We start from the raw sequence: 24,300 nt of genomic DNA, 5'->3' as shown, positions 1-24,300 counted from the left end.
CTCGGCTCCGGATCGGGGGCCGCACGTTGACGGAGTGCCTCTGTTTACTGTAGTAATCTCTATCACACTGTTAATTGAAGTGTCACGAGGAGGTGAAACCAATGCTTGGAAACACACCACCCGCACAACCTGGGAATGCACCGGTCGTACTCACGCTTTCCGATGTGTCGATCGAATTCGGCGGAGTCACGGCTCTCGACGCCGTCGGATTCGACGTCCGCGCGGGACAGATCTGCGGACTCATCGGGCCGAACGGCGCTGGTAAGACCACGCTGTTCAACTGCATCACAAGGATTTACGAACCGAGTCGCGGTGTCATCACCTGGCAAGGAACCGACCTGTTGGGATTGCGTCCGTATGCGTTGGCATCTGCAGGAATCGCTCGAACTTTTCAGAATCTCGCGCTGTTCGGCGGCATGAGTGTCTTCGACAACACCATGGTCGGTGGATCGTCGCGAGGTCGCTTCGGGCTCGTGAGTGGGCTTCTCGGCCTGCCTCCGGCGCGTGCGCGAGTCCGAGAACTTCGAGAGAAGGCCTGGTACCTGCTCGAACGTCTCGAACTCGTCGACGTCGCGAACGCACCCGCGTCCGGTCTACCGTTCGGAACTCTCAAGCGTGTCGAACTGGCACGGGCATTGATGTCCGAGCCCTCGCTGCTTCTGCTGGACGAACCTGCCGGCGGGCTCACGCACAGTGAAGTCAAAGAACTGGGAGAACTGATCGTCTCGCTCCGCGACGACTTCGGCTTCGGCGCTCTTCTGGTCGAACACCACATGGGATTGGTGCTCGGGATCTCCGATCACGTTGTCGCCCTGAACTTCGGTCACAAAATTGCCGAGGGAACCCCGGCGGAGATCCAGCAGGACGACGCCGTGATTAACGCGTACCTGGGACGTGCCGCATGACCCTGATGAGCGTCGACGATCTGCACGCCGGTTACGGGCGAGGCAATGTACTGCACGGGATTTCGCTCGACGTGGAACCCGGCGGGGTCGCTGTCGTCCTCGGCGCGAACGGTGCAGGCAAGACCACCATGATGCGCGCGCTTGCCGGATTGATCCCGCATCAGGGAACGATCACCTTCAACGGTTCGCCGTTGGGATCCAAACCTGAACGCGCCGTGGCCGCCGGCGTCAGCCTTGTCCCACAGGGCCGCGGAACTCTCGGTCAACTGTCGGTGCGTGACAACCTGCTCGTCGGCGCTGCCCTTCGTAAGGACAAAGCGGAGATCGAAGCCGACATCGAGCGGTGGTGTGAGACATTCCCCGTGCTCGCGAGGAGGTCCACACAGTTGGCCGGTTCGCTGTCAGGCGGTGAACAGCAGATGCTCGCGGTCGCACGGGCATTGATGAGCCGTCCCACCCTTCTTTTGTGCGACGAACCGAGCCTGGGGCTGGCGCCCATCGTCATTGCCGAATTGTTCGACACGCTCGGTGCGATCAACCGCAGCGACGGAACTGCACTGCTGATCGTGGAACAGAACGCCGATCTCGCGATGAAACTCGCGTCGAAGGTCTTCCTGCTCGACGTAGGCACCATCGTCGCTGCCGGAACGCCCGAGGAATTTCGTTCCGACGACGTCGTGCGCAGCGCTTACCTCGGGTACCAGGAGTAAACGGTGACACTCTTTCTCGAACGACTCATCTCCGGATTGACCAACGGGTCGATCTACGCAATTCTCGCGCTGGCACTAGTGGTGGTGTTTCGCGCCACCGGCACGATCAACTTCGCTCAGGGCGAGTTGGCCCTGTTCACAACCTTTGTCGCCTGGTGGCTGACGACGATGTCCTGGCCGATCTGGTCGGCGATCGGAGCGGCCCTGGCTTTGGGGTTCCTGCTCGGAGCATTGATGGAGCGTCTGCTCATCCGGCCGGTTCAGCGTCGAAGCGACATGGCAGTGCTGATCGTGGCACTGGGATTGTTCACCGGGCTCAACTCGTTGGCCGGAATGCTGTGGGGGAGCGATACGAAGATCATGCCGAGCCCGTTCCCCAACGGTCCGACCGACTACATCTCGGTGGGGGGTGCGCGTGTTTACGGCGACGCACTGGGCGTACTGGTGGCGCTCGTTGTCCTACTTGTGTTGATGTCCTTGCTCTTTCGCAAGACGAGAGTCGGTCTGCACATGCGCGCCGTCGCGGACAATGCCGAATCTGCCACTCTCGCCGGAGTTCCGACCAGCCGGATACTCGCAATCGGTTGGGGAGTAGCAGCTGCCATCGGTGCCCTGGCCGGTGTCCTGGTCACTCCGCTCTCGCCGCAACAACTCGGTCTCACGACCATGTTCCCGATCTTCATCGCAGCATCCGCCGCAGCGCTGTTCGGCGGCCTGGACAGTCTCGTCGGCGCCGTGGTCGGCGGGTTGACGATCGGTGTCCTGGAATCGATGCTCAGCGGCTACATTTCGGTCATCGGCGGCTCGCTGCAGCAGACATCCGCCCTGTTGATCATCGTGGTGATCCTCTTCGTCAGACCCAATGGACTGTTCGGTACCAAGAAACTGGAGCGGGTATGACGACGCTTGCCGAGAGAAATGAACCCACCGTCGCCGAAAAGGCAGTCAGGCGACCGCGGGTAGTGGTCGCCGGATCGACGTCGTACCGGATACTCCAGTTGGTTCTGCTGGTGGCTGCCGTGTGTGCGTTGCTTCTCGCGTCACAGAGCGCGCCGTTTCGCGTGGGGCAGTTCACGAGCGTCTTCATCATCGCGATTGCCATTGCGGGACTCAATATCGTCAGCGGATACACCGGACTTCTGTCCATCGGCCATTCTGCCTTCTTCGGCCTGGGCGCGTACACGACCGGCGTTCTGATCGTCGATCGCGGATACTCGCCGTTGACCACGATCCCGATGGCGGTCGTATTGTGTTTTGCACTAGGGCTTCTCGTCGGTCTTCCCTCGTTGCGGATCAAGGGGCTGTATCTCGCTCTCGTGACACTCGCCGTCGCTGTTGCATTTCCCGAGGTGATCCGCAAGACCGGGGATCTGACCGGTGGTGCCGCCGGAATGGTGGTTCGCGCAAATCTGCTCGTTCCGCCGAAATGGACGGGGTTGACCCGAGCCGACACCTACCTCTGGATCTTTTGGGTGTCGGTGGTGACTCTGGCGATCGTCATGCTCCTGATTCGCAATCTCGTCAAGAGTCGATTCGGTCTGGCTATGGTCGCGGTGCGTGACAACGAGATCGCGGCGAGCGCAAATGGCATCAACGTCGCGCGGGTCAAGATTCTCGCTTTCGGGCTTTCCGGCGCGATCACAGGCCTGGCAGGTTCGCTGTTCACGATGTACATCGGCGCGCTCTCACCCGAATCCTTCTCGCTGATGAAGTCGATCGAGTTCATCACCGGACTGGTGTTGGGCGGAATCGCAACCCAATTCGGCCCGATCGTTGGGGCAACGGCAGTGGTGTTCTTGCCGTACTACACCGGAAGCGTCACCGACGGCCCCGTGTCGGGAGTGGTGTTCGGCGCGGTGCTGATCGCGATCGTGTTCTTGATGCCGGACGGAATCGTCGGACGGATCAACAGCGTGCTCCGACGGTTCGTCCTCGTGGTTCCCGCAGATCATCCCAAGTATCGCGAGGGTGAACCTCGCACCTGAGCGCCGTCTCCCTCGCCCACTCTCGTTTCCCTCAACTCACAGCAAGGAACTGGACGATATGAAAAGGCAGACCACGATTCCCGCAGTCATCGCCGCTGCGGCACTACTCCTTTCGGCCTGCGGAGGTAGCTCCGACGCAGAGAGCAACACGTCGACATCGGCCGGCGCAGTATCGGTCGACGACTGCAGTGATCCCAGCGGTGCCGCAGCGCCGATCACCGACAAACTCACGGTGGGATGGAGTGGGCCGACGTCCGGCCCTCTCGCCGATGCCGTCGGCAACGTGATCGAAGGAATGCGAGCACGGTTCGAGGTGGAGAACGCGGCCGGCGGCGTCGGCGGCGTCAAGCTCGACGTCGTGGTCAAGGACGATGCATTCTCCCCGGAGCGCGCCAAAGCCAACGTCGGAGAGTTCATTCAGAAGGACAAGGTCGACGTTCTGGGTACCTTCGGGGCCGGACAGTTGAACGCCATCGCGGACGATCAGACCACTGCCTGCGTGCCGCTGCTCTTCGCGCAGGCAGGCATGCCCGAGTTCCGGGTCATCGAAGACTTCCCGTGGACCACGGAGTATCTACCGGATCCGGGCGTCGAGATGGAGGTAGTGGTCGAGAGCTTGAAGAAGAAGTATCCGAACGGCGCCAAGGTCGCACTGGCCACGAACCAGACCGAGTCCGGACAGGGAATCGCCAACGGCTTCAAGTCCGCGATCGAAGGAACCAACTTCGAGATCGCGGCGGAGGAGGCGCTGACCGACCCCAAGACGGCGGCTTCGACTCTCAAGGCCAGCGGCGCCGAGGTTTTGGTGGTCGCCGGTGTCACTACCGACTGCCTCGCGATCACTCAGGCGATCGGACGTGTCGGATGGAAGCCCGACACCGTGATTCAGCCGTCGAACTGCGTCGACGGTGCGACCCTGTATGCACCCGCCGGTGATGCTGCGGACGGGCAGCAGGTGATGGTGTGGCTCAAGGATCCCAACAACGCTCTCTACAAGGATGACGCGGCGGTGCGCGACTATCTCGCCGGTGCAGCGGCTCACGGTGCAGATTCCCCGACCAACAGCTACACCGTGAACGGCTGGGCCATCGGTGACCTTTTGGTGGACAACTTCACTCGGGCCTCTCAGTCATCCGACGGACTCTCACGTGCCACCATCATGAGTGCCGCGCGAACGCAGGACTACCACCCGCCGATGTTCATCGACGGAATCAAGTTCACGATGACCGCGGACCATGCGTTGGGAATCCTGGCCTTTCAGCCGTTCGAGTGGAATGCCGCTACTCAGGCGTTCGAGAAGCAGGGCGACGTGATCGACATTTCCGGCCGTTACGAGAACTGAATCGAGTGCGCGAATGAACAAGACACACAGGGGATTGCATCCTCGCGTCAAGGTGGACGAATACACCTCGAAAGGGTGGTGGTCCGACGAGACGATCGATCACGTGTTCCGGGTGCAGGTGCGGACCCGAGGGGACGAGCTTGCCGTAGTTGATCCGGCGAACCGCAGCGAGTTGTCCGGCGGAGATCCACGACGCCTCAGTTGGAACCAACTGGAGAGCGAAGTCATCTCGCTCGCTGCGCGCTTCACCGAGGCAGGCTTGGGCCGGGGAGACGTTCTGGGCGTTCAGATGCCTAACACCGTCGAACTGGTCGAGGTCTACCTTGCAGCGTGGTCGCTGGGGATCGTGGTCTCACCCTTGCCCATGCAGTACCGCGAACGTGAAGTGGAAGGAATGGCCAACCAGGCGGCGTTTGCAGCATTTGTCACCGTGCCCAGCTTCGGCGACAGATTCCCGGCTACCGAGATCGCTGCAATCAGATCCCGGATTGCCTCTCTGAGATCGGTATTCGCCTACGCTCCCGAATCAGAGCTTCCGGCTGAGCTTCCTACCGGCGTCGTGGGGCTGAGTCCTCGGGCAGCCACCGAATCGCAGCGAAGTGCTCTGGACAGACGAAACACCGAAGATCCGAACGACCCCAACGACGCGATGACGATCTGTTGGACCTCCGGAACCGAAAGCGAGCCGAAGGGGGTCCCACGTTCGCACTACGAGTGACTGGCCATCTGCTGGGCCACGATCGATGCTCCCGACATCGTCGTCGACGACGTCCTGCTGAACCCGTTCCCGATGGTCAACATGGCCGGAATCAACGGAATGTTCCTGCCCTGGCTCCGCACGGGATGTGTACTGGTACAGCACCACCCGTTCGACCTTCGAGTGTTCCTCGGGCAGATCGAGGCCGAGCGGGTTACATACACGGTAGCGCCGCCTGCTCTGTTGTGGATGCTGCTCGCCGACGAGTCGATGCTCGCGGCGGTCGATCTGTCGAGCTTGACGCGGATCGGTTCGGGTTCGGTGCCACTGCAACCTCCGATGGTGCGGGGATGGCAGGAGCGATATGGAATCGGAGTCATCAACTTCTTCGGGTCCAACGAAGGCATCAGTCTGCTCTCCTCGCCTGCGGACATGCCGGATCCGGACGACCGCGCACGGTACTTCCCTCGTTTCGGTGTCGAGAACTTCCGCTGGAGCACCAGGATCTCGGACTGGATGGACGTTCGCTTGGTCGATGTGGTCACCGGCGAGGACATCACCGAAGTCGGGCACCCGGGTGAGTTGCGAATCAGCGGACCGACGGTCTTTGCCGGCTATCTCGGCGATCGGCCGTCACCGTTCGACGAACGCGGATTCCTGTGCACCGGAGATATCTTCGAGATTGCCGGTGATCACGGACAATTCCTCCGCTACCTGGATCGAGGCAAGGACCTGGTGATCCGCGGTGGAATGAACATCGCTCCAGCCGAATTGGAGGGGTTGATCGCCGAGCATCCGGCCGTCGCGGACGTGGCCGTCATCGGCGACCCCGACGAAGTGCTCGGTGAGCGCGTCGCAGCAGTGGTGACACTTCGACCCGAGACGGAACTCGAACTCGATGCTCTGGTTGCGTTCCTGAAGGACAAGCGCATCGCGTCGTACAAACTTCCCGAGCGGCTGGAGATTCGGAAAGAACTGCCGCGCAATTCGACCGGAAAGATCCTCAAGCGTGAGCTTCGACAGAAGAGTGTGGCATGAGTGTGATGAACGACAGTGACAAGCTTGCGTTGGCGCGTGAGATGTTCCAGGCGTGGGACGTCATGGACTGGGCACGCGTCGTCGACCTGTTCGCCGAAGACGGTGTGCTCCACAGCGTGATGCAGGAACCTCTTGTCGGCAAGGAGGCTGTAGCGGGCCGAATTGCATTGCTGGCAAGTAAGTGTGAACGGATCACCCTGAAGATCGAGTCGCTCGGCGTGATCGACGGCAGGGTTTTTGTACAGCGAGTGGACGATTTCCACTTCGACGGGACCCACGGCGTCGTTCCTGTTGTCGGAATCCTCAGCATGGCAGACGGGCTGGTCACAGAGTGGCTCGAGTACTACGACCGTCCGACACTCTTGAAGGGAATGGGTCTTGTCTCCGATTTCGAATAGCGGGATTTCGAAAAGCGGGATTTCGAGGAGCCGACTGCCGACGATCGACATCTCCTTGGGTTTGTGGCAGGACCGTCCGCCGCGGGAGGTGACCACTACTGCACGCCTCGCCGACAAACTGGGGTTCGGCCGAGTGTGGGTGGGGGAGATGGCGACGTACGACGCCTTTGCTCTGGCGACGTCAGTCGGCGCCGGCTTCGAGCACTCCGAGTTGGTGGTCGGTCCGCTCGCGGTGACGGTTCGTGATCCGGCGATGATCGCGATCGGGGCGGCGTCGGTTGCCGACCTGACCGGGCGTCACGTGTCGATAGCGTTGGGCACGTCCAGCACTGTCGTGGTCGAAAAATGGCATGGGCGAAGCAGATCGGGGGCCGCACGTGCACTCGCGGAGTCAGCCTGCGCTGTGCGAGCGCTGATGGACGGCGAGCGGGGCGAAGTCGCCGGAACGGTGATGCGGACCAGCGGATATCGACTGCGACTTCAGCCGCCGGGTGGGCGGCTGATCGTTGCAGCTTTCGGAGACAAGGCCCTTCGCGCCGCGGTGGAGTTGGGCGACGAACTGGTGCTCAATCTGGTCAGCCCGGAGCAAGCGGGGCGCCTGATCGCACGGTGCAAGGAAATCGCGGCTGAAATGGGAACGCCGATGCCCCAGGTGTCGGTTTGGGCGCCGGCGGCCGTGGCAACCGAAGGCCCAACTCAGATGTCGATCGATCAGCTCAGACGTGGGCTTGTGCCGTATCTCGCTGCCCCCGGGTACTCGGACATGTTCGTACGAGCAGGGTTTGCATCCGTGATCGAGGCAGCCAGGGCCGGGACCGCGCCTCGAGAGATCTTGAGTCAGGTCTCGGACGCGATGGTCGCGACAGTGGGAATCGTGGGAACCGCGGCCGATGCGCGCGAGCAACTCGAGGCGTATCGAGCGGTCGGTGTGGACACCGTCGTGGCCGTGCCTTCATCCACTGATTCGGATCCGGCCGGGCAAGTGACGATGGAACTTCTTGCCGAGATGGTATGACGAATCCCCGACGAACTTACTCTCAGGTAAGTTCGTCGGGGATATGTCGAATCGGAGGAGTTGCCGTGAGTGATCGTGTTCGTGTCGAGGTAGTGCAGTCGGTGGCGTACGTGACGTTGAACCGGCCGGAGAAACTCAACGGTCTCGATCTGGACATGCTCGACGCGCTGGTGGACGCGGCCCGAACGATCAGAACTGATCGTTCGATCCGGGGCGTGGTTCTGCAAGGCGCGGGCGACGCATTCTCGGCCGGATTGGACTTCGCTTCTGCCGGCAAGCAGCCGAGCCGGATGGCCAAGGCCTTTGCGAAATTTCCCGGTCAGAAGACCAACCTCTTTCAACGTGCGTGCTGGGTGTGGCGCGAATTGCCCGTGCCGGTCATCGCGGTCGTTCACGGCCACTGCTTCGGCGGGGGACTGCAATTGGCGCTCGCCGCAGACTTTCGATTCACCACCCCTGATTGCACGTTCTCGGTGATGGAGGCGAAGTGGGGATTGATCCCCGACATGACCGGAACGGTTACGATGCGCGAACTCGCGGCGATGGACGTCGTGAAACGCCTCGCCATGACTGCTGAACTGTTCGATGGAAATCAGGCTCTCGAGTGGGGGTTCGTGAGCGGAGTAAGTGACAATCCGATCAAACCGGCACAGGAACTGTTGTCGCAGATCATGACTCGCTCGCCGGACGCCGTCGCAGCGACGAAGACGTTGCTGCACAAGACCTGGAACCGATCGCCACGCGGTGCGTTCTGGATCGAATCGCGGATCCAACTGGCGCTGATGAGAGGCAAGAACCACAAGATCGTACGCTCCGCGAATACTGCGAAGACGTTGCCGGAGTTCGCCATTCGAAAGTTCGGCTGACAAACTCCGGCATCGCGTCGCCGTGGGGCGTTCTCATTCAGGCCGATTACACCATCAGATCTCGTCCAGATCGGTCCTTGATGAGCATCGTGGCGACGAACGACACTGCGGCCAACAGGGCGAGATAGATCGAGATGGCAAGAGTGCCACCGGTCTTGCCGAGGAGCCATTGGGCGACGGTGGGAGCAAAGGCGCCGCCGAAAATGGTGCCGACGGCGTAGGAGATCGACGCGCCGCTGTAGCGGATCGAAGCTGGGAACAGTTCGGCGAACAATGCCGGTTGAGGTCCGTACGACAGTCCGAGTCCGACCGAGAACAGGATCATTGCCACGTAGATCCAGCCGAGATTGCCGGTGTCGATGAGGAGGAAGAACGGCACCGCGAAGAGGATCATTGCGAGGTTGCCGACGTTCATCACCGTGGTGCGGCCGCGCCGATCCGACCAGTAAGCGCCGATCATGGTGAAAACGCCCCACGTGACTGCACTTGCGAGCGTGGCAATCAGTAGTTCGGTCTTACCCAGGCCGTAGGTCTTGGTTGCGTACGCGACGATGAATCCGCCGATCACCATGTAGCCGTTGCCGTTTGTGCCGATGAAGGAGAGGGCCGCGAGTACGACCTGCTTCGGGTGTTTCTTGAACAGAGTTCGGATAGGCGTGTTGCTCTCGGTGCGGCGTTCCTTGAGTTCGGCGAACACGGGTGACTCGCTGACCTTGCTTCGAATGTAGAAGCCGACGCCGATCAGCACGACGCTGAGCAGGAACGGCACTCGCCATCCCCAGGTGGTGAACTGTTCGTCCGTGAGGGTGAACGTGCACAGTGCCAAAACGCCGGTGGCGAGCAACATTCCGAGCGGTACGCCCATCTGGACGAACGCTCCGAAGAATCCTCGACGCTTGGTGGGTGCGTGTTCGACGGCAAGAAGAGCAGCCCCACCCCATTCGCCGCCCGTCGAGAATCCCTGCACGATTCTGAGAAGGATCAACAGGATCGGCGCCCAGATCCCGATCGAGGCATACGTCGGCAGCGCGCCGATGAGAACCGTCGCGGCCCCCATCATCGCCAACGTCGCGACCAGGACACGTTTACGGCCGAGTCTGTCGCCGAGATATCCGGCCACGATGGCGCCGAGAGGACGGAAGACAAAGCTGATGCCGACCGTGACGTAGGAGACGATCTGGCCTGCCGAGCCCATCGGCTTGAAGAACAGGTCGGCAAAGATCAGGGCTGCGGCTTGGGCGTAGATGAAGAAGTCGTACCACTCGACGGTGGTGCCGACCATCGACGCCATCGCGGCGCGGTCGTACTCCTTCGCGGCGGGCTTGGTGCCAGTTCTGGTTGTGGTCATCGAGCTACTTTCTGCCAGTCACGTGGTTCACCGGCGCGGTGAACTGCGAAGTCGGAACAGGGGAGAAACGCTGTTCGATCTGCGACGTTGCCGGTGTGCTCGGTGCATGCTTTTGGCTGACTCGGAGCGTTCCTGCGCGATCTCATTGTCGATATTGGCAACCGAATGATCGGTAGGTAATGAATTATGCAGAAGTGTGAGCGTCAACACAAGGGGTGCCGGAAAGGTCTGATTATCTGGTGCAGAGCATGCGAGAAATCAGTTGCTCAGGTGTGGAGCGACGCGGCGATCCGCAGATCGATTTCCCTGGCGCTGAGCAGATGGTCGAGGACGAGAACCGCACAACCGAGGATCCCGGATTGTGCGCCGTGGCTGACCGAAGCGATCTGAAGCTTTCGGGTGGCAAGCGCCGTTGCGTTGCCGTAGACGGACTCCCGAAGTCCGGCGAGGAAGAGCTCGTCTGCCTCGGCCATGTCGCCGCCGATGATCAGGACCTCGGGATTGAGGAGGTTGACCGCGCCGGAAATGACGTCGCCGATCAGTCGGCCGCTGCTTCTGATGAGCCGGCGGGCTTCGCTGTCGCCGTCCAGGGCGAGGCGGACGACGTCACGCACGTGCCCGACACTTCGGCCCTGATCTCGGAGGGCGTGCACGAGAGCCCAACCGCTGGCGACGGTTTCGACGCAGCCGACATCACCGCAGCGACACTTCATGCCCCGCGCTGCAGCGGTTTTGGTATGCCCGATCTCGCCGGATGCTCCGAGTGAACCGCGTTGGAGGATTCCGCCCATGACGATTCCTGCGCCGAGGCCGGTTGACGCCTTGATCATCAGGAGGTTGGGCGCGCTCTCGCGTCGTTCGCTCAATTCGGCCAGGGCCATCACGTTGGCATCGTTGTCGGCAAACAGTGGCGCCGTGGTCACCGATGCCAGGTAGGGGGCAAGAGCGACGCCGTCCCATCCCGCCATCATCGGAGAGTCGAGGCTCGCTCCCGCGGCGACGTCAACCGTTCCGGGAATGCTCAGTCCGATTCCGATGACCTCGGTAGACGCGCGGTGGACCTGGGCCAGTAGTGACGAAAGATGCTCGGCAATTTCGGGCATCAGTTCGTCGGGGCCGACCCCGACCGACTTGTCGATGTCTTCTGCGGCGAGGATCGTGCCCGCCAGGTCGGTGACGGCAAGTTGTGCCCGCGATCGACCGATTGCCACGACGAGAACCACGCCGGACGAGTTCGCGAAGGTGAGAGTGGACGGCGGCCGGCCGCCCGTCGACGGGCCCTCGTCGTCATCGGCGATCAAACCAAGCGATTGAAGTGCTGCAACCCTGGCCGATACCGCCGTCCTGGACAGGCCGGTGAGCTTCCCGATCTCGCTGCGCGTGGTCGCGGAACCGCTGCGTATCAGCGTGAATACCTCTCCCGCGGTAGCCGGAGTCGTGGACGGTCGGGTCATTGTCCTATTCAAGCATTCCTCGTCGGTAACTTCAGCGTGCGAAAGTTCGCTTACTTTGTCCACAAAAAGACGTAAGTAGGTCTTGTGAAAAAGCAGAAGTAGGCATAGTCTGTGTCTTGACTCACTGCCACGGGCGTCCGAGGAGACGAGTCGCAGTTTCTGTGAAGCAGGGCGCACAAACAGGGGAGAACCTGATGAGCCGCACCGATACACAAGAGATCGTCGAGTTCGCACGTAAGTGGCAGCAGTTCGACGGTGGACCTGACGAAGAGATCTTTGTAACCTTCGGCCTCGCCCCGGACGAGTATTTCCGCAGGCTGCAGGCAATTCTCGACGACGGCGTCGTAGCGCTGACTCCGCCGGTCACCGGCGAACTCGCAACGGTCTGTGCACATCGACTCGGCCAATCGGCCAGGCGTCGATAAGTCCGACCCGGCGTCAGCCCCGAGTTACCCGAATCCGTTTCACCCGAGTAAGGAATTGAGGTCGCCATCATGCACAAGCACCTTCCGATGCCGTACCCGACCGCCGAAGTGTGGGACTGGCAGCTGCAGGGAGCGTGCCGTGGGCACGATTCCGCGGTGTACTTCCACCCGGACGGCGAGCGTGGACACGCTCGCGAGAACCGTGAACGCAACGCCAAGAAGGTCTGCGCGACGTGCCCCGTGCTCCAGCAGTGCCGCGAACACGCACTCTCCGTCCACGAGCCGTACGGCATCTGGGGTGGAATGACGGAGACCGAGCGCGCAGAATATGTGCGATCGCTGCGTAAGCGCAGCAACCGGATGCCCGCGGTCGCCAACGCGAGCTGACGGTCCTTCGGAAAGGACGCCAGTGTGACCCTCGTAGCCGGTATCGATTCGTCTACCCAGTCGTGCAAAGTCATTGTCCGTGATGCCGATTCGGGAGAACTGGTACGAGAAGGACGGGCGGCCCATCCCGTCGGTACCGAGATAGATCCGGCATGCTGGCTCGAGGCGATGGACAATGCAATCGCCGCGGCGGGTGGGCTCGGCGACGTCGCAGCGGTATCCGTCGGAGCTCAACAGCACGGCATGGTGTGTCTGGACAGCGGCGGCGAGGTCGTCAGGCAGGCGCTGCTGTGGAACGACACTCGTTCGGCGAAGGCTGCGACGGATCTGGTCGAAGAACTCGGCGGATCGAAGGCGTGGGCCGACGCGGTTGGCGTAGTTCCGGTCGCCGCGGTCACGGCAAGCAAGCTTCGATGGCTCGCAGATCACGAGCCAGGCAACGCCGATCGCACTGCCGCGGTGTGTCTTCCGCATGACTGGCTGTCCTGGAAATTGGGCGGGTCCGGTTCAATCGAGGAGCTCGCCACAGACGCGGGCGACGCAAGTGGAACCGGCTATTACGCTGCCTCGACGCGCGAATACCGTACCGACTTGCTGGCGTTGGCATTTCGCGATCGCACCCCCCATGTTCCCCGAGTTGCATCGCCGAACGACAAGATCGGAAGCACTGACTCCGGGGGAATCATCGGACCGGGTACGGGTGACAATGCCGCAGCCGCACTGGGTTTGGGAGCAGTCCCCGGTGACGTGATCATCTCGATCGGAACATCCGGCGTCGTGTCGGCTGTATCGGCCACCCCCACGCACGATCCCAGTGGAAACGTGGCAGGATTCGCGGACGCAACCGGTCTGCACCTGCCGCTCGTGTGCACTCTCAACGGCGCGCGCATTCTTGATGCGACGGCGTCCATTCTCGGTGTCGATCACGCCGAACTGTCCCGGTTGGCGTTGACCGCACCCCTCGGAAACGACGGACTGGTCATGATTCCGTACTTCGAGGGCGAACGGACGCCCAACCGTCCTGACGCCACGGGAGCAATGCACGGCTTCCGGCTGCAGAACTCGACGCCGGCGCATTTCGCGCGCGCCGCAGTCGAAGGGCTCCTGTGCGGCTTGGCCGACGGCGTCGACGATCTGGTTCGTCAGGGCGTCGAGGTGAAGCGAGTTCTCCTCGTCGGAGGCGGAGCGAAGTCTCGCGCTCTCTGTGAGATTGCGCCGGCAATTCTCGGAGTTCCGGTCGTAATCCCTGCCCCGGGTGAGTACGTCGCCGAAGGGGCATGCAGGCAAGCAGCATGGGCACTGTCCGGGGACACGCAGCCGCCGGTGTGGCCGAAACCGGAAGAGCGACGATTCGACGCCGAACCAGCTCCCCACGTGCGCGAGCGCTACGCGTCGTTGCGCGAACTCACCGAAGGTGTGTAACCACAGAGCCTGACACCGCTCGCTCGGTTAGGGTGACTCCGTGGACTTGTTGGTAGGTATAGACATGGGGACGGGTAGCAGCAAAGGGGTTCTGGTGACCCCTGACGGTGTGGTCCTGGCGACCGAGCAGATCGATCACCAGATCTCGATGCCCCGCCCTGGGTGGGCCGAGGTGGACGCCGAGAAGATGTGGTGGTCCGAGGTCTGTGAGATCTCGAAACGTCTTGTGGCACAGGTTCCCACGATTGCCAAGGTGGCCGGCGTATGTGTCAGTGGCGTCGGTCCGGCACTGGTGTTGTGCGACAGTGAACTTCGTCCTGTTCGTCCGGCTATCCTCTACGGAATCGACAGTCGAGCCTCGGCAGAAGTGGCCTCGCTGACCGAATTGTTCAGCGAGGAGGCAATACTCGATTGTGGTGGCAAACTCCTGTCGAGTCAGGCCGTAGGACCGAAGATCGAGTGGGTACGCATCCATGAACCGGAAACTTTTGCCGCGGCGACGCGGTGGTACGGCTCGAATTCGTACATCGCCGCAAAGCTGACCGGTGAGTACGTTCAGGATCATCACACGGCCAGTCAGTGTGATCCGCTTTATTCGGTCCGAGACTTCAGCTGGAAATCCGATTGGCTGGATCGCATTCTGGGGCATCTGGAATCGCCTCGTTTGGTATGGCCGAGTGATGTTGTCGGACTGGTACATGCTGATGCGGCCGAGCAGACCGGACTACCTGCCGGGACGCCCGTTGTCGCGGGTACTGTCGACGCCTTTTCCGAGGGGTTCAGTGTGGGGGCCCGTCATCCCGGGGATCTCATGCTCATGTACGGGTCGACGATGTTCCTGGTACAGGTGCTCGACAAGTTTCACAGCAATCCGGCACTGTGGACAACCGCAGGGGTTCAGGAGAATACTCTGGCACTCGCGGCCGGCACTTCCACTGCCGGAAGCCTGACCGGATGGCTTCAAAAGCTCACCGGTGATGCACCATTCGAACAGTTGCTCGCCGAGGCCGAGGCCGTGCCGGCCGGCGCCGAAGGGCTGCTGATCCTGCCGTACTTCGCCGGCGAACGTACCCCCGTGTTCGACCCCAAAGCCAGAGGCGTCGTCGCAGGACTGTCGTTGCGCCACGGCCGGGGGCATCTGTTTCGGGCCGCCTATGAAGGTATCGCCTTCGGAATCCGTCAGATACTCGAAATGTTCGGTGACACAGATGAACCTGTTCGCCGCACGATCGCTGTGGGAGGCGGGGTCAAGAGTCGGGTCTGGACACAGGCGATCAGCGACATCACCGGACACACGCAGTTGGTTCCGGCTCAGACCATCGGCGCCAGCTACGGCGATGCGCTGTTGGCTGCGATCGGGACCGGACTTGTTGCGCCGGATACCGATTGGACGACTCTGTCGCACGAAGTAGTGCCGAACGCAGCCAACAAGGCGATGTACGAGGATTTGTATCAAACGTGGTTGACGCTGTACCCGTCGACGAAAGAACAGATCCACGCCCTCGCCGAGTTCGGCTGAACGGCCCGATGGCTGCGGCCGCTCAGCTTACGAGGTAGCCGCCATCGATGGGAAGGTCGGTTCCGTTCACCATGGCGGCGGCATCCGACGCCAGCCAGACGACGGCTTCGGATACCTCGTCCGGCATGGCAAAGCGCCCAGTCGGGATACGGTTCAACATCGGTGCAGCCTTGTCGTGTTCACCCCATACCGTCTGGCCCATCTCGGTGAGTACAACCGTCGGGCAGACCGAATTGGCCCGGACGCCGCGGCTACCTAATTCCAAGGCAAGCACTTTGGTGGCCATCACCAACCCGGCCTTTGCGATGCAGTACGAATAGTGCTCGGGCAACGCGCGCAAGGCTGCTGCCGAAGCAACCGTCACGATGGCTCCGCCGCCCGCATCGGCCATGGCTGAGCCGATCTTCGCGGCGAGCAAGGCCGGCGCACGGAGGTTGACGTTCAGAACCGCGTCGAAGTTGGGTTCGGTGATGTCGGTGACAAATTCGGGATACGAGATTCCAGCGTTGTTGACCAGCACATCCAGGCCACCGAATACCGCGAGAGACTCCTGTGCGACCTGTGTCGGTGCGTCGGGTAATGCGAGATCTGCAACGAGAATCTCGGCGCGGACGGCAAAACTGTCGCGGAGTCGGTCGGCCAGCGTTGTCAGTTCGCAGCGGCTACGACCGGAGACGATTACGTCCGCGCCGGCCTGGGCAAAGGCGTGTGCGATTTGCGCGCCGATGCCTTTCGACGCTCCGGTGACAAGAGCGCGTTTTCCGGCGAGCGGGCGAGCTGACGCAGTAGGCATGGCAAAGCCTTTCGAAGTTACTCGACCGCAAGTATCTGTTGTGCGGTGGTTGGGTCGGTGACAAGTTGATTGAAGTACCGGCTGCGCGCACCGGCAATGATAGGAGCGACTTTCTCGGCGCCGACGGCCACGGCGATGCCCACCGGGATATCTTGCAGTGCAGACAGTTCGAGCGCAATAAGGCGTTCGCTACCGGGGAAGTCGACGGTGTTGCCGTCGCGATCGTAGAATCGAGAGCAGATGTCGCCCACGGCTTCTCGAAGCGATGACGACGTTATCGGGACGAACTGCGGAATGTCGGCGCGCAGTAGAGGTGGAGCGCCGATGCCCATGAGGATAGCCCGAGCCTGTGGCCACAGGCCGAGAACTCGCTGTATGGCCGGATCCTTGGTGAGGGTCGGATACAGATCGGGTCCTGGAAGCGCCGGCGCAAAAAGATAATTCGGACGTCCGCCGATCTTGTTCGAGATCAAGCGGGTGATCTCGTTGGTCTGGTACCACTCTTCCGGTTGGTCGTTGCCACCAACAGTGGGAGCGACGAGGACCCCTGGGATGGGTGTCAGATCATATTGTGCGACTTCGTATACCGTGCGCCCGGAGGACACGAGCAGTACGTCACCTGGCATGAGGCCGGCCCCGGCGAGGGCCTCGGCTGTCGCCGGGGCAAGTACCGAGCCCATGACGTCGACCGTGCCCTTCTGCTGCGCCGGAGTGGGCAGAGGTCCAGACAGGTACACGCGGTGCAGTCCGAGTTTGACGCGCAACCGCTCGGCAAGGCTTCCGTGTGCTTCTTCTTGCGGCGGTACGACCTGGATGCGGACTATGCCCTGCCGTCGCGCCTCGGAAAGCATGCGACTGACAGTGGCACGGCTGGTGCCGAGGGCTTTTGCGACTTCGGCCTGAGTAGCTTCTTCGTCGTAGTAGAGCTTGGCCGCGGTGTAGAGCAACGCGCGCGTGAATGTGCTGTTTGTGCTGGTCGATGTCGAGCCGGCAGGCGTGGATGCGGGTAGTGGCATCGCGTCTGAGCTGCTGATCGGCATGACAGAAAGGTACCGCATGAACAGATGCTCACGCACCTAGTTCAGATGAACAATTGTGCTGGACATATGTAAAAGGATCCGATACTGTGACCGCCGACACATGAAATTGTGTTCATGTGCAGCTACTGGACCAGCGCATTGCGCCCCATCCAGACCTGATCCCAAGAGGAGACAAAGATGTCCGAGACGATGAAGGCGGTCATCTGCCACGGTCCGCGCGACTATCGACTCGAAGAAGTGCCGAAGCCTGTACCGGGCCCCGGTGAAGCGCTGGTTCGGGTCGAAGCAGTCGGAATCTGTGCGAGCGACTTGAAGTGCTACCACGGTGCAGCAAAATTCTGGGGCGACGAAAACCGTCCGGCTTGGGCCGAGACCGAGGTCATTCCGGGGCACGAATTTGTCGGTGAGGTTGTCTCGATCGATGCGGCAGGGTCGAAGCGCTGGGGGATCCAGGTGGGCGACCGTGTGGTCTCCGAACAGATCGTCCCGTGTTGGGAGTGCCGCTACTGCAAGCGCGGGCAGTATCACATGTGCCAGCCGCACAACCTGTACGGATTCAAGCGTGTCACCCCCGGCGCGATGGCCGAATTCATGGTCTACCCAGTGGAAGCTCTGGTGCACAAGGTATCCAAGGATCTGCCGGCAGCGCATGCCGCCTTTGCCGAGCCGCTGTCGTGCTCACTACATGCAGTCGAACGAGCAGGCATTACCTTCGACGACGTTGTTGTGGTTGCGGGCTGCGGGCCGATCGGGCTGGGAATGGTCGCCGGGGCGCGAGCAAAAAGCCCCGCGCACGTGATCGCTCTCGACATGGCACCGGAAAAGCTCGAGCTCGCCAAACTGTGCGGAGCCGACATCGTCATCAACATCGCCGACGAGGACGCCGTGCAGATCGTCAAGGATCTCACCGACGGGTACGGGGCCGATGTCTATCTCGAAGGGACAGGCCATCCGTCCGCAGTTCCCCAGGGCCTCAACATCTTGCGTAAGCTCGGCACCTACGTCGAATACGGGGTGTTCAAAGACGACGTCAGCGTCGACTGGAGCATCATCAGCGACGACAAGGAACTTGATGTCCTCGGGGCGCACCTGGGGCCCGACTGCTGGCCTGCCGCAATCCGGATGATCGAGTCCGGCCTGCTCCCGATGGACAAGATCTGCACGCATCAGCTTCCGCTGGAAGATTTCCAGAAGGGGCTCGATCTGGTCGCCAGTGGTGCCGAGTCCGTGAAGGTCTCACTCATTCCCTGACAGTTCGCACAACCGACCTGTGCCGCAGGTCGTTCGAGATCCCACTCATCCATTCAGCGGAGAATCCACATGAGTCGTTTCACACCCCGCGTCCCATTCAGCGGTGGCCCGCAGCTCTCTCGTCGAGAGATGCTGCGGGCGTTCGGTATCGCGGGAATGGCTGCTGCAAGTGTGCCCATACTTTCCGCCTGTGGTGTCGGCGGTGGTGAGAAGCCGACTAACGGCGCGTCCGAGGTGACCGGCGGATTCAATTGGCGGGCGCTGGAAGGCACGAGCATCAACATCCTGCAGACTCCGCACCCGTATCAGCAGGCGTTGCAGCCACTCCTTGCTGATTTCACCGAGCTGACCGGAATCACGGTCAAGGCGGATCTGGTGCCGGAGGCGGACTACTTCACCAAACTCAACACCGAACTCGCAGGCGGAACCGGTAAGCACGACGTGTTCATGCTCGGTGCGTACTTCATCTGGCAGTACGGTCCACCGGCTTGGCTGGAGGACCTGAAACCGTGGCTCGAGAACACGTCCGCCACGAGCGACGAATACGACTTCGAAGATATCTACGAGGGGCTGCGAACTTCTACCCGTTGGGATTTCGAACTGGGATCCCCTCTCGGAACAGGGGGACAGTGGGCGTTACCGTTGGGCTTCGAGAACAATGTCGTCACTTACAACAAGAGGGTCTTCGACGACAAGGGAATTACACTCCCTGACACATTCGACGGATTGATCGAACTTGCAACGGATCTCACGGATCGAAGTGAGAACGTCTACGGAATCGCCACGCGAGGGTCGAAGTCCTGGGCGACGATTCACCCCGGATTCATGACGCAGTTCAGCCGCGAGGGTGCCAAGGACTACGAACTCCGCGATGGCGAACTGGTCGCCACCATGGATTCGGACAAGGCGGTGGCCTTCACGCAGAAGTGGATCGACATGATGCACGCTGCCGGACCGACTTCGTGGACAACGTACGACTATCCGCAGGCAACAGGCGATCTCGGTGACGGCAAGGCAATGATGGTGTACGACGCAGACAGTGCGACGTACCCGAAGAACAAGCCCGGAGCGAGTCGGGAAGCCGGGAACCTCGCTTGGTACCCGGGGCCGGCCGGGCCGGACGGCAGCTATGCGACCAACTTGTGGACGTGGTCGCTGGCGATGAATGCGCGTTCCGAGAAAAAGCATGCGGCCTGGCTTTTCCTGCAGTGGGCCACCAGCAAGGGAACACTCAACGACGCCGTCAAATCGGGTATCTTCGCGAACCCAGTACGCAAGTCCGTGTTCGACGAGACTTTCAAACAGGAAGTCGGCGATGGTATGCCGGGCTACCTCGAAACATTCGAGACGGTGATCGGCAGTTCCAAAATCCAGTTCACGCCTCAGAAGAAGTTCTTCGACACCACGGAGGACTGGGCCGTGGCGCTGCAGGACATCTACGGCGGCAAGGATGCGCAGTCGACGCTCTCCTCGCTCGCCAAGACCAACACATCCAAGGTAAACCTCTGATCCGCGGCGGATCACCGGAGCAAGGGAGTAAGGAATAGTGACTACCCAATCCACCCGTCCGCCGTCGGAGGCAACCTCCGCGAAACCGGCAGACGCATCGCCCCGCAACGTCGAACCTCCCGAAGTGCCGATGTGGCGACGCAAGCTGCGACCCTACATCCTCTCGATTCCGGCTGTGGTGATCGTTGTCGGAATTCTCTACCCGTTCGTGATCGGCGCGTACTACTCGTTCCTGAATTACGCAGCGGTGAATCCTGATCCACAGTTCGTGTGGTTCAAGAACTTCGCGAGTGTCCTGGGCGACTCGAGCTTCTGGACCAGCGTGCGCGTGACTGGAGTCTTCGCGATTGTTGCCACAGCGGTCGAAACCGTGATCGGCGTCGGCATCGCGTTGCTGCTCAACCGTTCGAGCTTGATCGGGAAGATCTTCGAGAAGGTGCTGATCCTTCCATTGATGATTGCACCTGTCATCGCCGGTGTGATCTGGAAACTGATGTTCAATCCGCAGTTCGGAATTTTGAATCACGTTCTTGGACTGGGTAACACATTCGACTGGTTGAGCAGTCAGAATGCACTGTGGTCGGTCATTCTGGTGGACCTGTGGATCTTCACTCCCTTCGTGGCGATTCTTGTTCTCGCCGGAATGCGTTCGCTGCCGAAGGAGCCGTTCGAAGCATCCGAGGTGGACGGTGCCAGTTGGTTCTACATGTTCCGCAGGCTCATGCTGCCTATGTTGTGGCCCTACATTCTGGTCGCCGTGATCTTCCGATTCATGGACAACCTCAAAGTGTTCGACGCGGTGTACGTCCTGACTGCGGGTGGACCAGGACTGTCCACCCGAACGCTCCAGATCGGTGCATTCGAGGATTCGATCATCAATCTCGACTATTCCCGCGGCAGCACCTACATGTTCCTGCTGTGGATCATCGTGTTCGTCACCGCGCGCTATCTGGTGAGCGTGTTGGGCAAAGCGCAGCGTCGTGCTGCCGGAGCGGAGTCGTAAAGTCATGGCCAGTGAATTGATGCCAGGCCAGAAGAGATTCACCATCGGTGCCGTAGCCGCGGACATCGTGTTGGTCGTGTGGTTCGTCTTCTCGCTCTTTCCCATCCTGTGGATGTTTCTGCTGGCGCTGAAGACTCCGGCCGAGCAGACCACCACATACTTCAAGTTCAGTCCCACGTTCGAGAACTTCGGAACCGTGCTGAGTCAGAAGGGCACGGATCTGACGAGTGTCGACTTCAAGTCGGCCCTGCTGACCAGCTTGATCAATTGTGGTGGCGCTGTTCTTGTTTCGTTGGCTATCGGAATTCCGGCGGCGTATGCTGCCGGGCGTTGGAAGTACAAGGGATCCAACGATTTGATGTTCAACATGCTTTCCTTCCGCTTTGCGCCGGAGCTGATGGTGATCGTCCCGCTGTTCGTCATCTACAACCAGATCGGGTTGTTCGACACCAAACTCGGGATGGTGTGGGTTCTTCAACTGGTGACGATGCCTCTGGTGGTCTGGATCCTGCGCTCGTACTTCGAAGACCTTCCCGAAGACCTCGAGCAAGCAGCATTGTTGGACGGATACACCCGTAAGCGCGCCTTCGTGATGGTGGCACTGCCACTTGTTCGTCCCGGAATCGCTGCGGCAGCTTTGCTTTCGTTCATCTTCGCGTGGAACAACTACGTATTCCCTCTCATCCTGGCCGACAGTAACGCAGGAACCGTCACCGTCGCGGTGACCAAGTTCCTCGGTGGCGGCGGACAGGCCTACTACAACCTGACAGCTGCGGCGGCGGTGATCGCTGCTCTTCCACCGCTGATTCTGGCGTTGACGATTCAGCGATACCTTGTCCGCGGGCTGTCGTTTGGGGCGGTGAAATCCTGATGGTCGCACTTACTGTCAAAGCATTGACGAAGCACTACGGAAAGACCGTGGGCATCGACGGTATCGACCTCGACGTGGCAGACGGTGAATTCCTGGTCATTCTGGGACCTTCCGGCGCAGGCAAGACCACGACGCTCAAGTCGATAGCCGGACTCGTCGAAGTCGACGACGGTACCGTCGACATCGGTGGAGTGGACATGACTCTCGTCGAGCCATACCACCGTAACGTCGCCATGGCCTTCGAGAGTTACGCCCTCTACCCGCAGAAGACGGTGTCGGAGAATCTGGCGTCACCACTCAAATCCGGTCGAACCGGAAAATACTCGGAGGACGATCAGAAGCGCCGTATCGACGCGGTCACGAAAACGCTGGGAATCAACCACTTGCTCGAGCGGTTCCCGCGAGAGTTGTCCAACGGACAACGGCAGCGTGTCGCACTCGGTCGTGTGCTGGTGCGGCCGGCTGACGTGTACCTCCTCGACGAGCCGCTCTCACACCTCGACGCCAAACTACGTGCTGCGATGCGTGCAGAATTGCGTCAGCTCGGCCAGATGTCCAACACCACAACGGTGTACGTGACGCACGACTATCAGGAAGCACTCGCGCTGGGTGATCGAATCGCAATCCTGAGGGAAGGGCGGCTGGTCCAGATCGACACCCCGGCCAACATCTGGCATGCGCCCGCTGACACGTTCGTGGCACGCTCGCTCGGTCAACCCGAGATCAACGTGTTCGACGCAGCAGTCGACGGCGCGGTGCTCCGGGTTCTGGGCACCGAGCTGGAGGTCGAGATTCCGGCCGACATCTCGATTTCGTCGTCGGTCGGCGCTCGAATCGGTATCCGACCGTGTGACATCGAGATTCGCGCAGATTACTCGGGAAACTCCGCCGCGGTGGGCGTACGCGGCCGGATTCAACTGGTAGAGCGGCTTGGCCGCAATGTCGAACTCTCGATAGATCTCGGCGGCGGGGTCACGATGATCGGTCTGTCGTCGGGTGGTTCGCTCGCGGTCAAAGGTGCCGAGATCGTTGTGGAAGTGGCTCGCCAGAACATTCACCTGTTCGAGGGCGCACCAGAAGGAACAGACAGTCGACGACTCGGCAGCGCGATCGTCGGCGCCGGTAGGACCGGCGAAAGTGTAACGACCTACGCAGCACAGGAGGATGGGCGATGACCACTACCGCCGATAGTCGTAGCGGCGCGAAGGTCGCGCAATCACTGACCTTGGACAACCTGGAGAAGACCTACTCTTCGCGTGGGCGGGCAACATTCCACGCGGTCAAAGGAATCGACCTGCACATCGAACCCGGTGAATTGGTTGCGCTACTGGGTCCTTCGGGATGCGGCAAGACGACAACCCTTCGGATGATCGCCGGACTGGAGACCGTCTCGAGCGGGGAGATCTTGATCGGTGACCGGAAGATCAGTCAGCTGGCACCCGGGAAACGAGGCGTCGGGGTTGGATTCGAGAGCTACGCTTTGTATCCGCCGCTATCGGTGCGCGACAACCTCTCGTACGGATTGAAAGCCCGAAAAGTAGCGGGCGCAGACGAACTGGTGTCCACCATTGCCCGTCGTCTGGAGATGGAGGACCTACTCGACTTGCGTCCGGCAGGATTGTCGAGCGGACAGAAGCAGCGGGTTGCACTCGCTCGGGCGCTTGTGCGCAACCCGCCGGTGCTGCTCCTCGACGAACCGCTCTCGCACCTCGACGCGTCGGCACGGCAACGGGTTCGGCGTGAACTGAAGATGCTGCAACGCGAATTCGGCTACACCACAATCGTGGTCACTCACGACCAGGTCGAAGCGCTGAGCTTGGCCGACCGGCTTGCGGTGATGGACGGTGGCATCATCCAGCAGTACGGCACTCCTGACGAGGTGTTCGACGATCCGGCTAACATTTTCGTGGCGGAGTTCGTGGGCGAACCGCAGATCAACATGTTCGACGGAATTGTGCGCCTCGAGAACGGATCTGCGGTTGTTGCCATAGGCTCGGCTGGTACCTTGCCGGTCTCGACACGCAATGTTGTTGAGGGTCAGTCGGTTCGAGTCGGAGTTCGCCCCCAAGACATGACTATGGTGTCGGGGCCTGCCGGGCATCGGCAGATCACGGTGCACGTGAAGCATTTCGAGCACCTGATGGAGTTCGGTTTGGTGCAGGTGAATGCAGCGGGAACCGAGTCGACGGGCTCGGGATCAACGCTGATGGTTCAGACACCGGCCCACGAGAGGTTTGCGGCAGGCGACGAGTGCGCGGCGACTGCTCTTCCTGAACGTGTCTATCTATTCGACCCCGAAACCGGAAATCGACTGCGTTAGAG

The 24,300-nt window shown here is 61.1% G+C and carries 23 protein-coding genes and 1 pseudogene; 20 read left to right on the top strand and 4 right to left on the bottom strand.

The window, feature by feature from the left end:
• The first annotated feature begins 101 nt into the window (after positions 1–101).
• From H7C86_RS01665 to H7C86_RS01625, 10 genes and pseudogenes are all read left to right on the top strand, one after another.
• Positions 102–905, top strand: a complete 804-nt coding sequence (locus tag H7C86_RS01665) for an ABC transporter ATP-binding protein (protein WP_069146421.1) — start codon at positions 102–104, stop codon at positions 903–905.
• Positions 902–1,615, top strand: a complete 714-nt coding sequence (locus H7C86_RS01660) for an ABC transporter ATP-binding protein (protein ID WP_182260987.1) — start codon at positions 902–904, stop codon at positions 1,613–1,615. The genes H7C86_RS01665 and H7C86_RS01660 overlap by 4 nt, the downstream gene beginning before the upstream one ends.
• Positions 1,616–1,618: 3 nt before the next feature.
• Positions 1,619–2,515: a branched-chain amino acid ABC transporter permease gene (locus H7C86_RS01655; RefSeq protein ID WP_019744803.1), complete on the top strand. Its 897-nt coding sequence runs from the start codon at positions 1,619–1,621 to the stop codon at positions 2,513–2,515.
• Positions 2,512–3,600 carry a branched-chain amino acid ABC transporter permease gene (locus H7C86_RS01650; protein WP_070385535.1) on the top strand — a complete coding sequence of 363 codons (1,089 nt, stop codon included), beginning with the start codon at positions 2,512–2,514 and terminating at the stop codon, positions 3,598–3,600. Before H7C86_RS01655 ends, H7C86_RS01650 begins: the two co-directional genes overlap by 4 nt.
• A 58-nt stretch (positions 3,601–3,658) precedes the next feature.
• Positions 3,659–4,942, top strand: coding sequence for an ABC transporter substrate-binding protein (locus H7C86_RS01645; protein ID WP_020908683.1), 1,284 nt, complete (start codon positions 3,659–3,661; stop codon positions 4,940–4,942).
• Positions 4,943–4,955: 13 nt separating this feature from the next.
• Positions 4,956–6,248 (top strand): annotated as a pseudogene (locus tag H7C86_RS01640) (AMP-binding protein); the annotation flags it as partial.
• A gap of 141 nt (positions 6,249–6,389) precedes the next feature.
• Entirely contained in the window at positions 6,390–6,677 is a 288-nt protein-coding gene (locus H7C86_RS37120) for an AMP-binding enzyme (protein ID WP_259349027.1), read from the top strand.
• Positions 6,674–7,075 (top strand): nuclear transport factor 2 family protein, encoded by a 402-nt coding sequence (locus H7C86_RS01635; RefSeq protein WP_019744799.1) that lies wholly within the window; start codon positions 6,674–6,676, stop codon positions 7,073–7,075. The genes H7C86_RS37120 and H7C86_RS01635 overlap by 4 nt, the downstream gene beginning before the upstream one ends.
• Positions 7,076–7,130: 55 nt before the next feature.
• Complete coding sequence (locus tag H7C86_RS01630; RefSeq protein ID WP_182260986.1) at positions 7,131–8,090, top strand: LLM class F420-dependent oxidoreductase; 960 nt, start codon at positions 7,131–7,133, stop codon at positions 8,088–8,090.
• Positions 8,091–8,155: 65 nt separating this feature from the next.
• On the top strand, positions 8,156–8,956 hold the full coding sequence (locus tag H7C86_RS01625) for a crotonase/enoyl-CoA hydratase family protein (protein WP_020970383.1): 801 nt from the start codon (positions 8,156–8,158) through the stop codon (positions 8,954–8,956).
• 46 nt (positions 8,957–9,002) lie between these two features.
• On the opposite strand, the gene H7C86_RS01620 is transcribed toward H7C86_RS01625, so the two are convergent.
• Both H7C86_RS01620 and H7C86_RS01615 read right to left on the bottom strand, forming a co-directional pair.
• Positions 9,003–10,304 (bottom strand): MFS transporter, encoded by a 1,302-nt coding sequence (locus tag H7C86_RS01620; protein WP_019744796.1) that lies wholly within the window; start codon positions 10,302–10,304, stop codon positions 9,003–9,005.
• Between the two features lie 266 nt (positions 10,305–10,570).
• Positions 10,571–11,758, bottom strand: a complete 1,188-nt coding sequence (locus H7C86_RS01615) for an ROK family transcriptional regulator (protein WP_019744795.1) — start codon at positions 11,756–11,758, stop codon at positions 10,571–10,573.
• A 194-nt stretch (positions 11,759–11,952) separates the two neighbouring features.
• On the opposite strand from H7C86_RS01615, the gene H7C86_RS01610 reads away from it, so the two are divergent.
• From H7C86_RS01610 to H7C86_RS01595, 4 genes are all read left to right on the top strand, one after another.
• On the top strand, positions 11,953–12,183 hold the full coding sequence (locus tag H7C86_RS01610) for a DUF3263 domain-containing protein (protein ID WP_020970382.1): 231 nt from the start codon (positions 11,953–11,955) through the stop codon (positions 12,181–12,183).
• Between the two features lie 69 nt (positions 12,184–12,252).
• Positions 12,253–12,570, top strand: coding sequence for a WhiB family transcriptional regulator (locus H7C86_RS01605; RefSeq protein WP_003946343.1), 318 nt, complete (start codon positions 12,253–12,255; stop codon positions 12,568–12,570).
• Positions 12,571–12,594: 24 nt separating this feature from the next.
• Positions 12,595–13,992 (top strand): xylulokinase, encoded by a 1,398-nt coding sequence (gene xylB / locus H7C86_RS01600; RefSeq protein WP_182260985.1) that lies wholly within the window; start codon positions 12,595–12,597, stop codon positions 13,990–13,992.
• 40 nt (positions 13,993–14,032) lie between these two features.
• Positions 14,033–15,511, top strand: coding sequence for an FGGY-family carbohydrate kinase (locus H7C86_RS01595; RefSeq protein WP_031333752.1), 1,479 nt, complete (start codon positions 14,033–14,035; stop codon positions 15,509–15,511).
• Positions 15,512–15,533: 22 nt separating this feature from the next.
• Here H7C86_RS01595 and H7C86_RS01590 read toward each other — a convergent pair whose 3' ends face one another.
• Together H7C86_RS01590 and H7C86_RS01585 are read right to left on the bottom strand one after the other, a co-directional pair.
• Complete coding sequence (locus tag H7C86_RS01590) at positions 15,534–16,304, bottom strand: SDR family NAD(P)-dependent oxidoreductase (protein WP_021345206.1); 771 nt, start codon at positions 16,302–16,304, stop codon at positions 15,534–15,536.
• 17 nt (positions 16,305–16,321) lie between these two features.
• Positions 16,322–17,344 (bottom strand): sugar-binding transcriptional regulator, encoded by a 1,023-nt coding sequence (locus H7C86_RS01585; protein WP_372461226.1) that lies wholly within the window; start codon positions 17,342–17,344, stop codon positions 16,322–16,324.
• Positions 17,345–17,521: 177 nt separating this feature from the next.
• Between H7C86_RS01585 and eltD the strand changes: the two genes are divergently transcribed.
• The 6 genes from eltD (at position 17,522) to H7C86_RS01555 (ending at position 24,298) form a co-directional block, all read left to right on the top strand.
• A complete protein-coding gene (gene eltD / locus H7C86_RS01580) occupies positions 17,522–18,595 on the top strand; it encodes an erythritol/L-threitol dehyrogenase (RefSeq protein ID WP_037249529.1) in 1,074 nt (357 codons plus the stop codon).
• Between the two features lie 129 nt (positions 18,596–18,724).
• Positions 18,725–20,104, top strand: coding sequence for an ABC transporter substrate-binding protein (locus H7C86_RS01575; RefSeq protein WP_021345203.1), 1,380 nt, complete (start codon positions 18,725–18,727; stop codon positions 20,102–20,104).
• A gap of 37 nt (positions 20,105–20,141) precedes the next feature.
• The gene (locus tag H7C86_RS01570; protein ID WP_182260984.1) at positions 20,142–21,107 is read left to right on the top strand and encodes a carbohydrate ABC transporter permease; all 966 of its coding nucleotides are present in this window, start codon (positions 20,142–20,144) and stop codon (positions 21,105–21,107) included.
• A gap of 4 nt (positions 21,108–21,111) precedes the next feature.
• Complete coding sequence (locus H7C86_RS01565; protein WP_172933015.1) at positions 21,112–21,978, top strand: carbohydrate ABC transporter permease; 867 nt, start codon at positions 21,112–21,114, stop codon at positions 21,976–21,978.
• Complete coding sequence (locus H7C86_RS01560) at positions 21,978–23,153, top strand: ABC transporter ATP-binding protein (RefSeq protein WP_182260983.1); 1,176 nt, start codon at positions 21,978–21,980, stop codon at positions 23,151–23,153. Before H7C86_RS01565 ends, H7C86_RS01560 begins: the two co-directional genes overlap by 1 nt.
• Complete coding sequence (locus H7C86_RS01555) at positions 23,150–24,298, top strand: ABC transporter ATP-binding protein (protein ID WP_021345199.1); 1,149 nt, start codon at positions 23,150–23,152, stop codon at positions 24,296–24,298. Before H7C86_RS01560 ends, H7C86_RS01555 begins: the two co-directional genes overlap by 4 nt.
• Positions 24,299–24,300: the final 2 nt, after the last annotated feature.

Origin of the sequence: Rhodococcus sp. UFZ-B548 (assembly GCF_903819475.1) — a bacterium.
GTDB lineage: Bacteria > Actinomycetota > Actinomycetes > Mycobacteriales > Mycobacteriaceae > Rhodococcus_F > Rhodococcus_F erythropolis.
Note: the sequence above shows the minus strand (reverse complement) of the source record. Positions and strands in the feature narration are given on the sequence as shown.

Coding starts and splice junctions, on each gene's coding strand:
- H7C86_RS37120 (WP_259349027.1), top strand. CDS start 6,390: ATGAACATCGCTCCAGCCGAATTGGAGGGGTTGATCGCCGAGCATCCG.
- H7C86_RS01665 (WP_069146421.1), top strand. CDS start 102: ATGCTTGGAAACACACCACCCGCACAACCTGGGAATGCACCGGTCGTA.
- H7C86_RS01585 (WP_372461226.1), bottom strand. CDS start 17,344: ATGCCGATCAGCAGCTCAGACGCGATGCCACTACCCGCATCCACGCCT.
- H7C86_RS01650 (WP_070385535.1), top strand. CDS start 2,512: ATGACGACGCTTGCCGAGAGAAATGAACCCACCGTCGCCGAAAAGGCA.
- H7C86_RS01635 (WP_019744799.1), top strand. CDS start 6,674: ATGAGTGTGATGAACGACAGTGACAAGCTTGCGTTGGCGCGTGAGATG.
- H7C86_RS01605 (WP_003946343.1), top strand. CDS start 12,253: ATGCACAAGCACCTTCCGATGCCGTACCCGACCGCCGAAGTGTGGGAC.
- eltD (WP_037249529.1), top strand. CDS start 17,522: ATGTCCGAGACGATGAAGGCGGTCATCTGCCACGGTCCGCGCGACTAT.
- H7C86_RS01660 (WP_182260987.1), top strand. CDS start 902: ATGACCCTGATGAGCGTCGACGATCTGCACGCCGGTTACGGGCGAGGC.
- H7C86_RS01590 (WP_021345206.1), bottom strand. CDS start 16,304: ATGCCTACTGCGTCAGCTCGCCCGCTCGCCGGAAAACGCGCTCTTGTC.
- H7C86_RS01645 (WP_020908683.1), top strand. CDS start 3,659: ATGAAAAGGCAGACCACGATTCCCGCAGTCATCGCCGCTGCGGCACTA.
- H7C86_RS01620 (WP_019744796.1), bottom strand. CDS start 10,304: ATGACCACAACCAGAACTGGCACCAAGCCCGCCGCGAAGGAGTACGAC.
- H7C86_RS01610 (WP_020970382.1), top strand. CDS start 11,953: ATGAGCCGCACCGATACACAAGAGATCGTCGAGTTCGCACGTAAGTGG.
- H7C86_RS01575 (WP_021345203.1), top strand. CDS start 18,725: ATGCTGCGGGCGTTCGGTATCGCGGGAATGGCTGCTGCAAGTGTGCCC.
- H7C86_RS01560 (WP_182260983.1), top strand. CDS start 21,978: ATGGTCGCACTTACTGTCAAAGCATTGACGAAGCACTACGGAAAGACC.
- H7C86_RS01565 (WP_172933015.1), top strand. CDS start 21,112: ATGGCCAGTGAATTGATGCCAGGCCAGAAGAGATTCACCATCGGTGCC.
- H7C86_RS01615 (WP_019744795.1), bottom strand. CDS start 11,758: ATGACCCGACCGTCCACGACTCCGGCTACCGCGGGAGAGGTATTCACG.
- H7C86_RS01555 (WP_021345199.1), top strand. CDS start 23,150: ATGACCACTACCGCCGATAGTCGTAGCGGCGCGAAGGTCGCGCAATCA.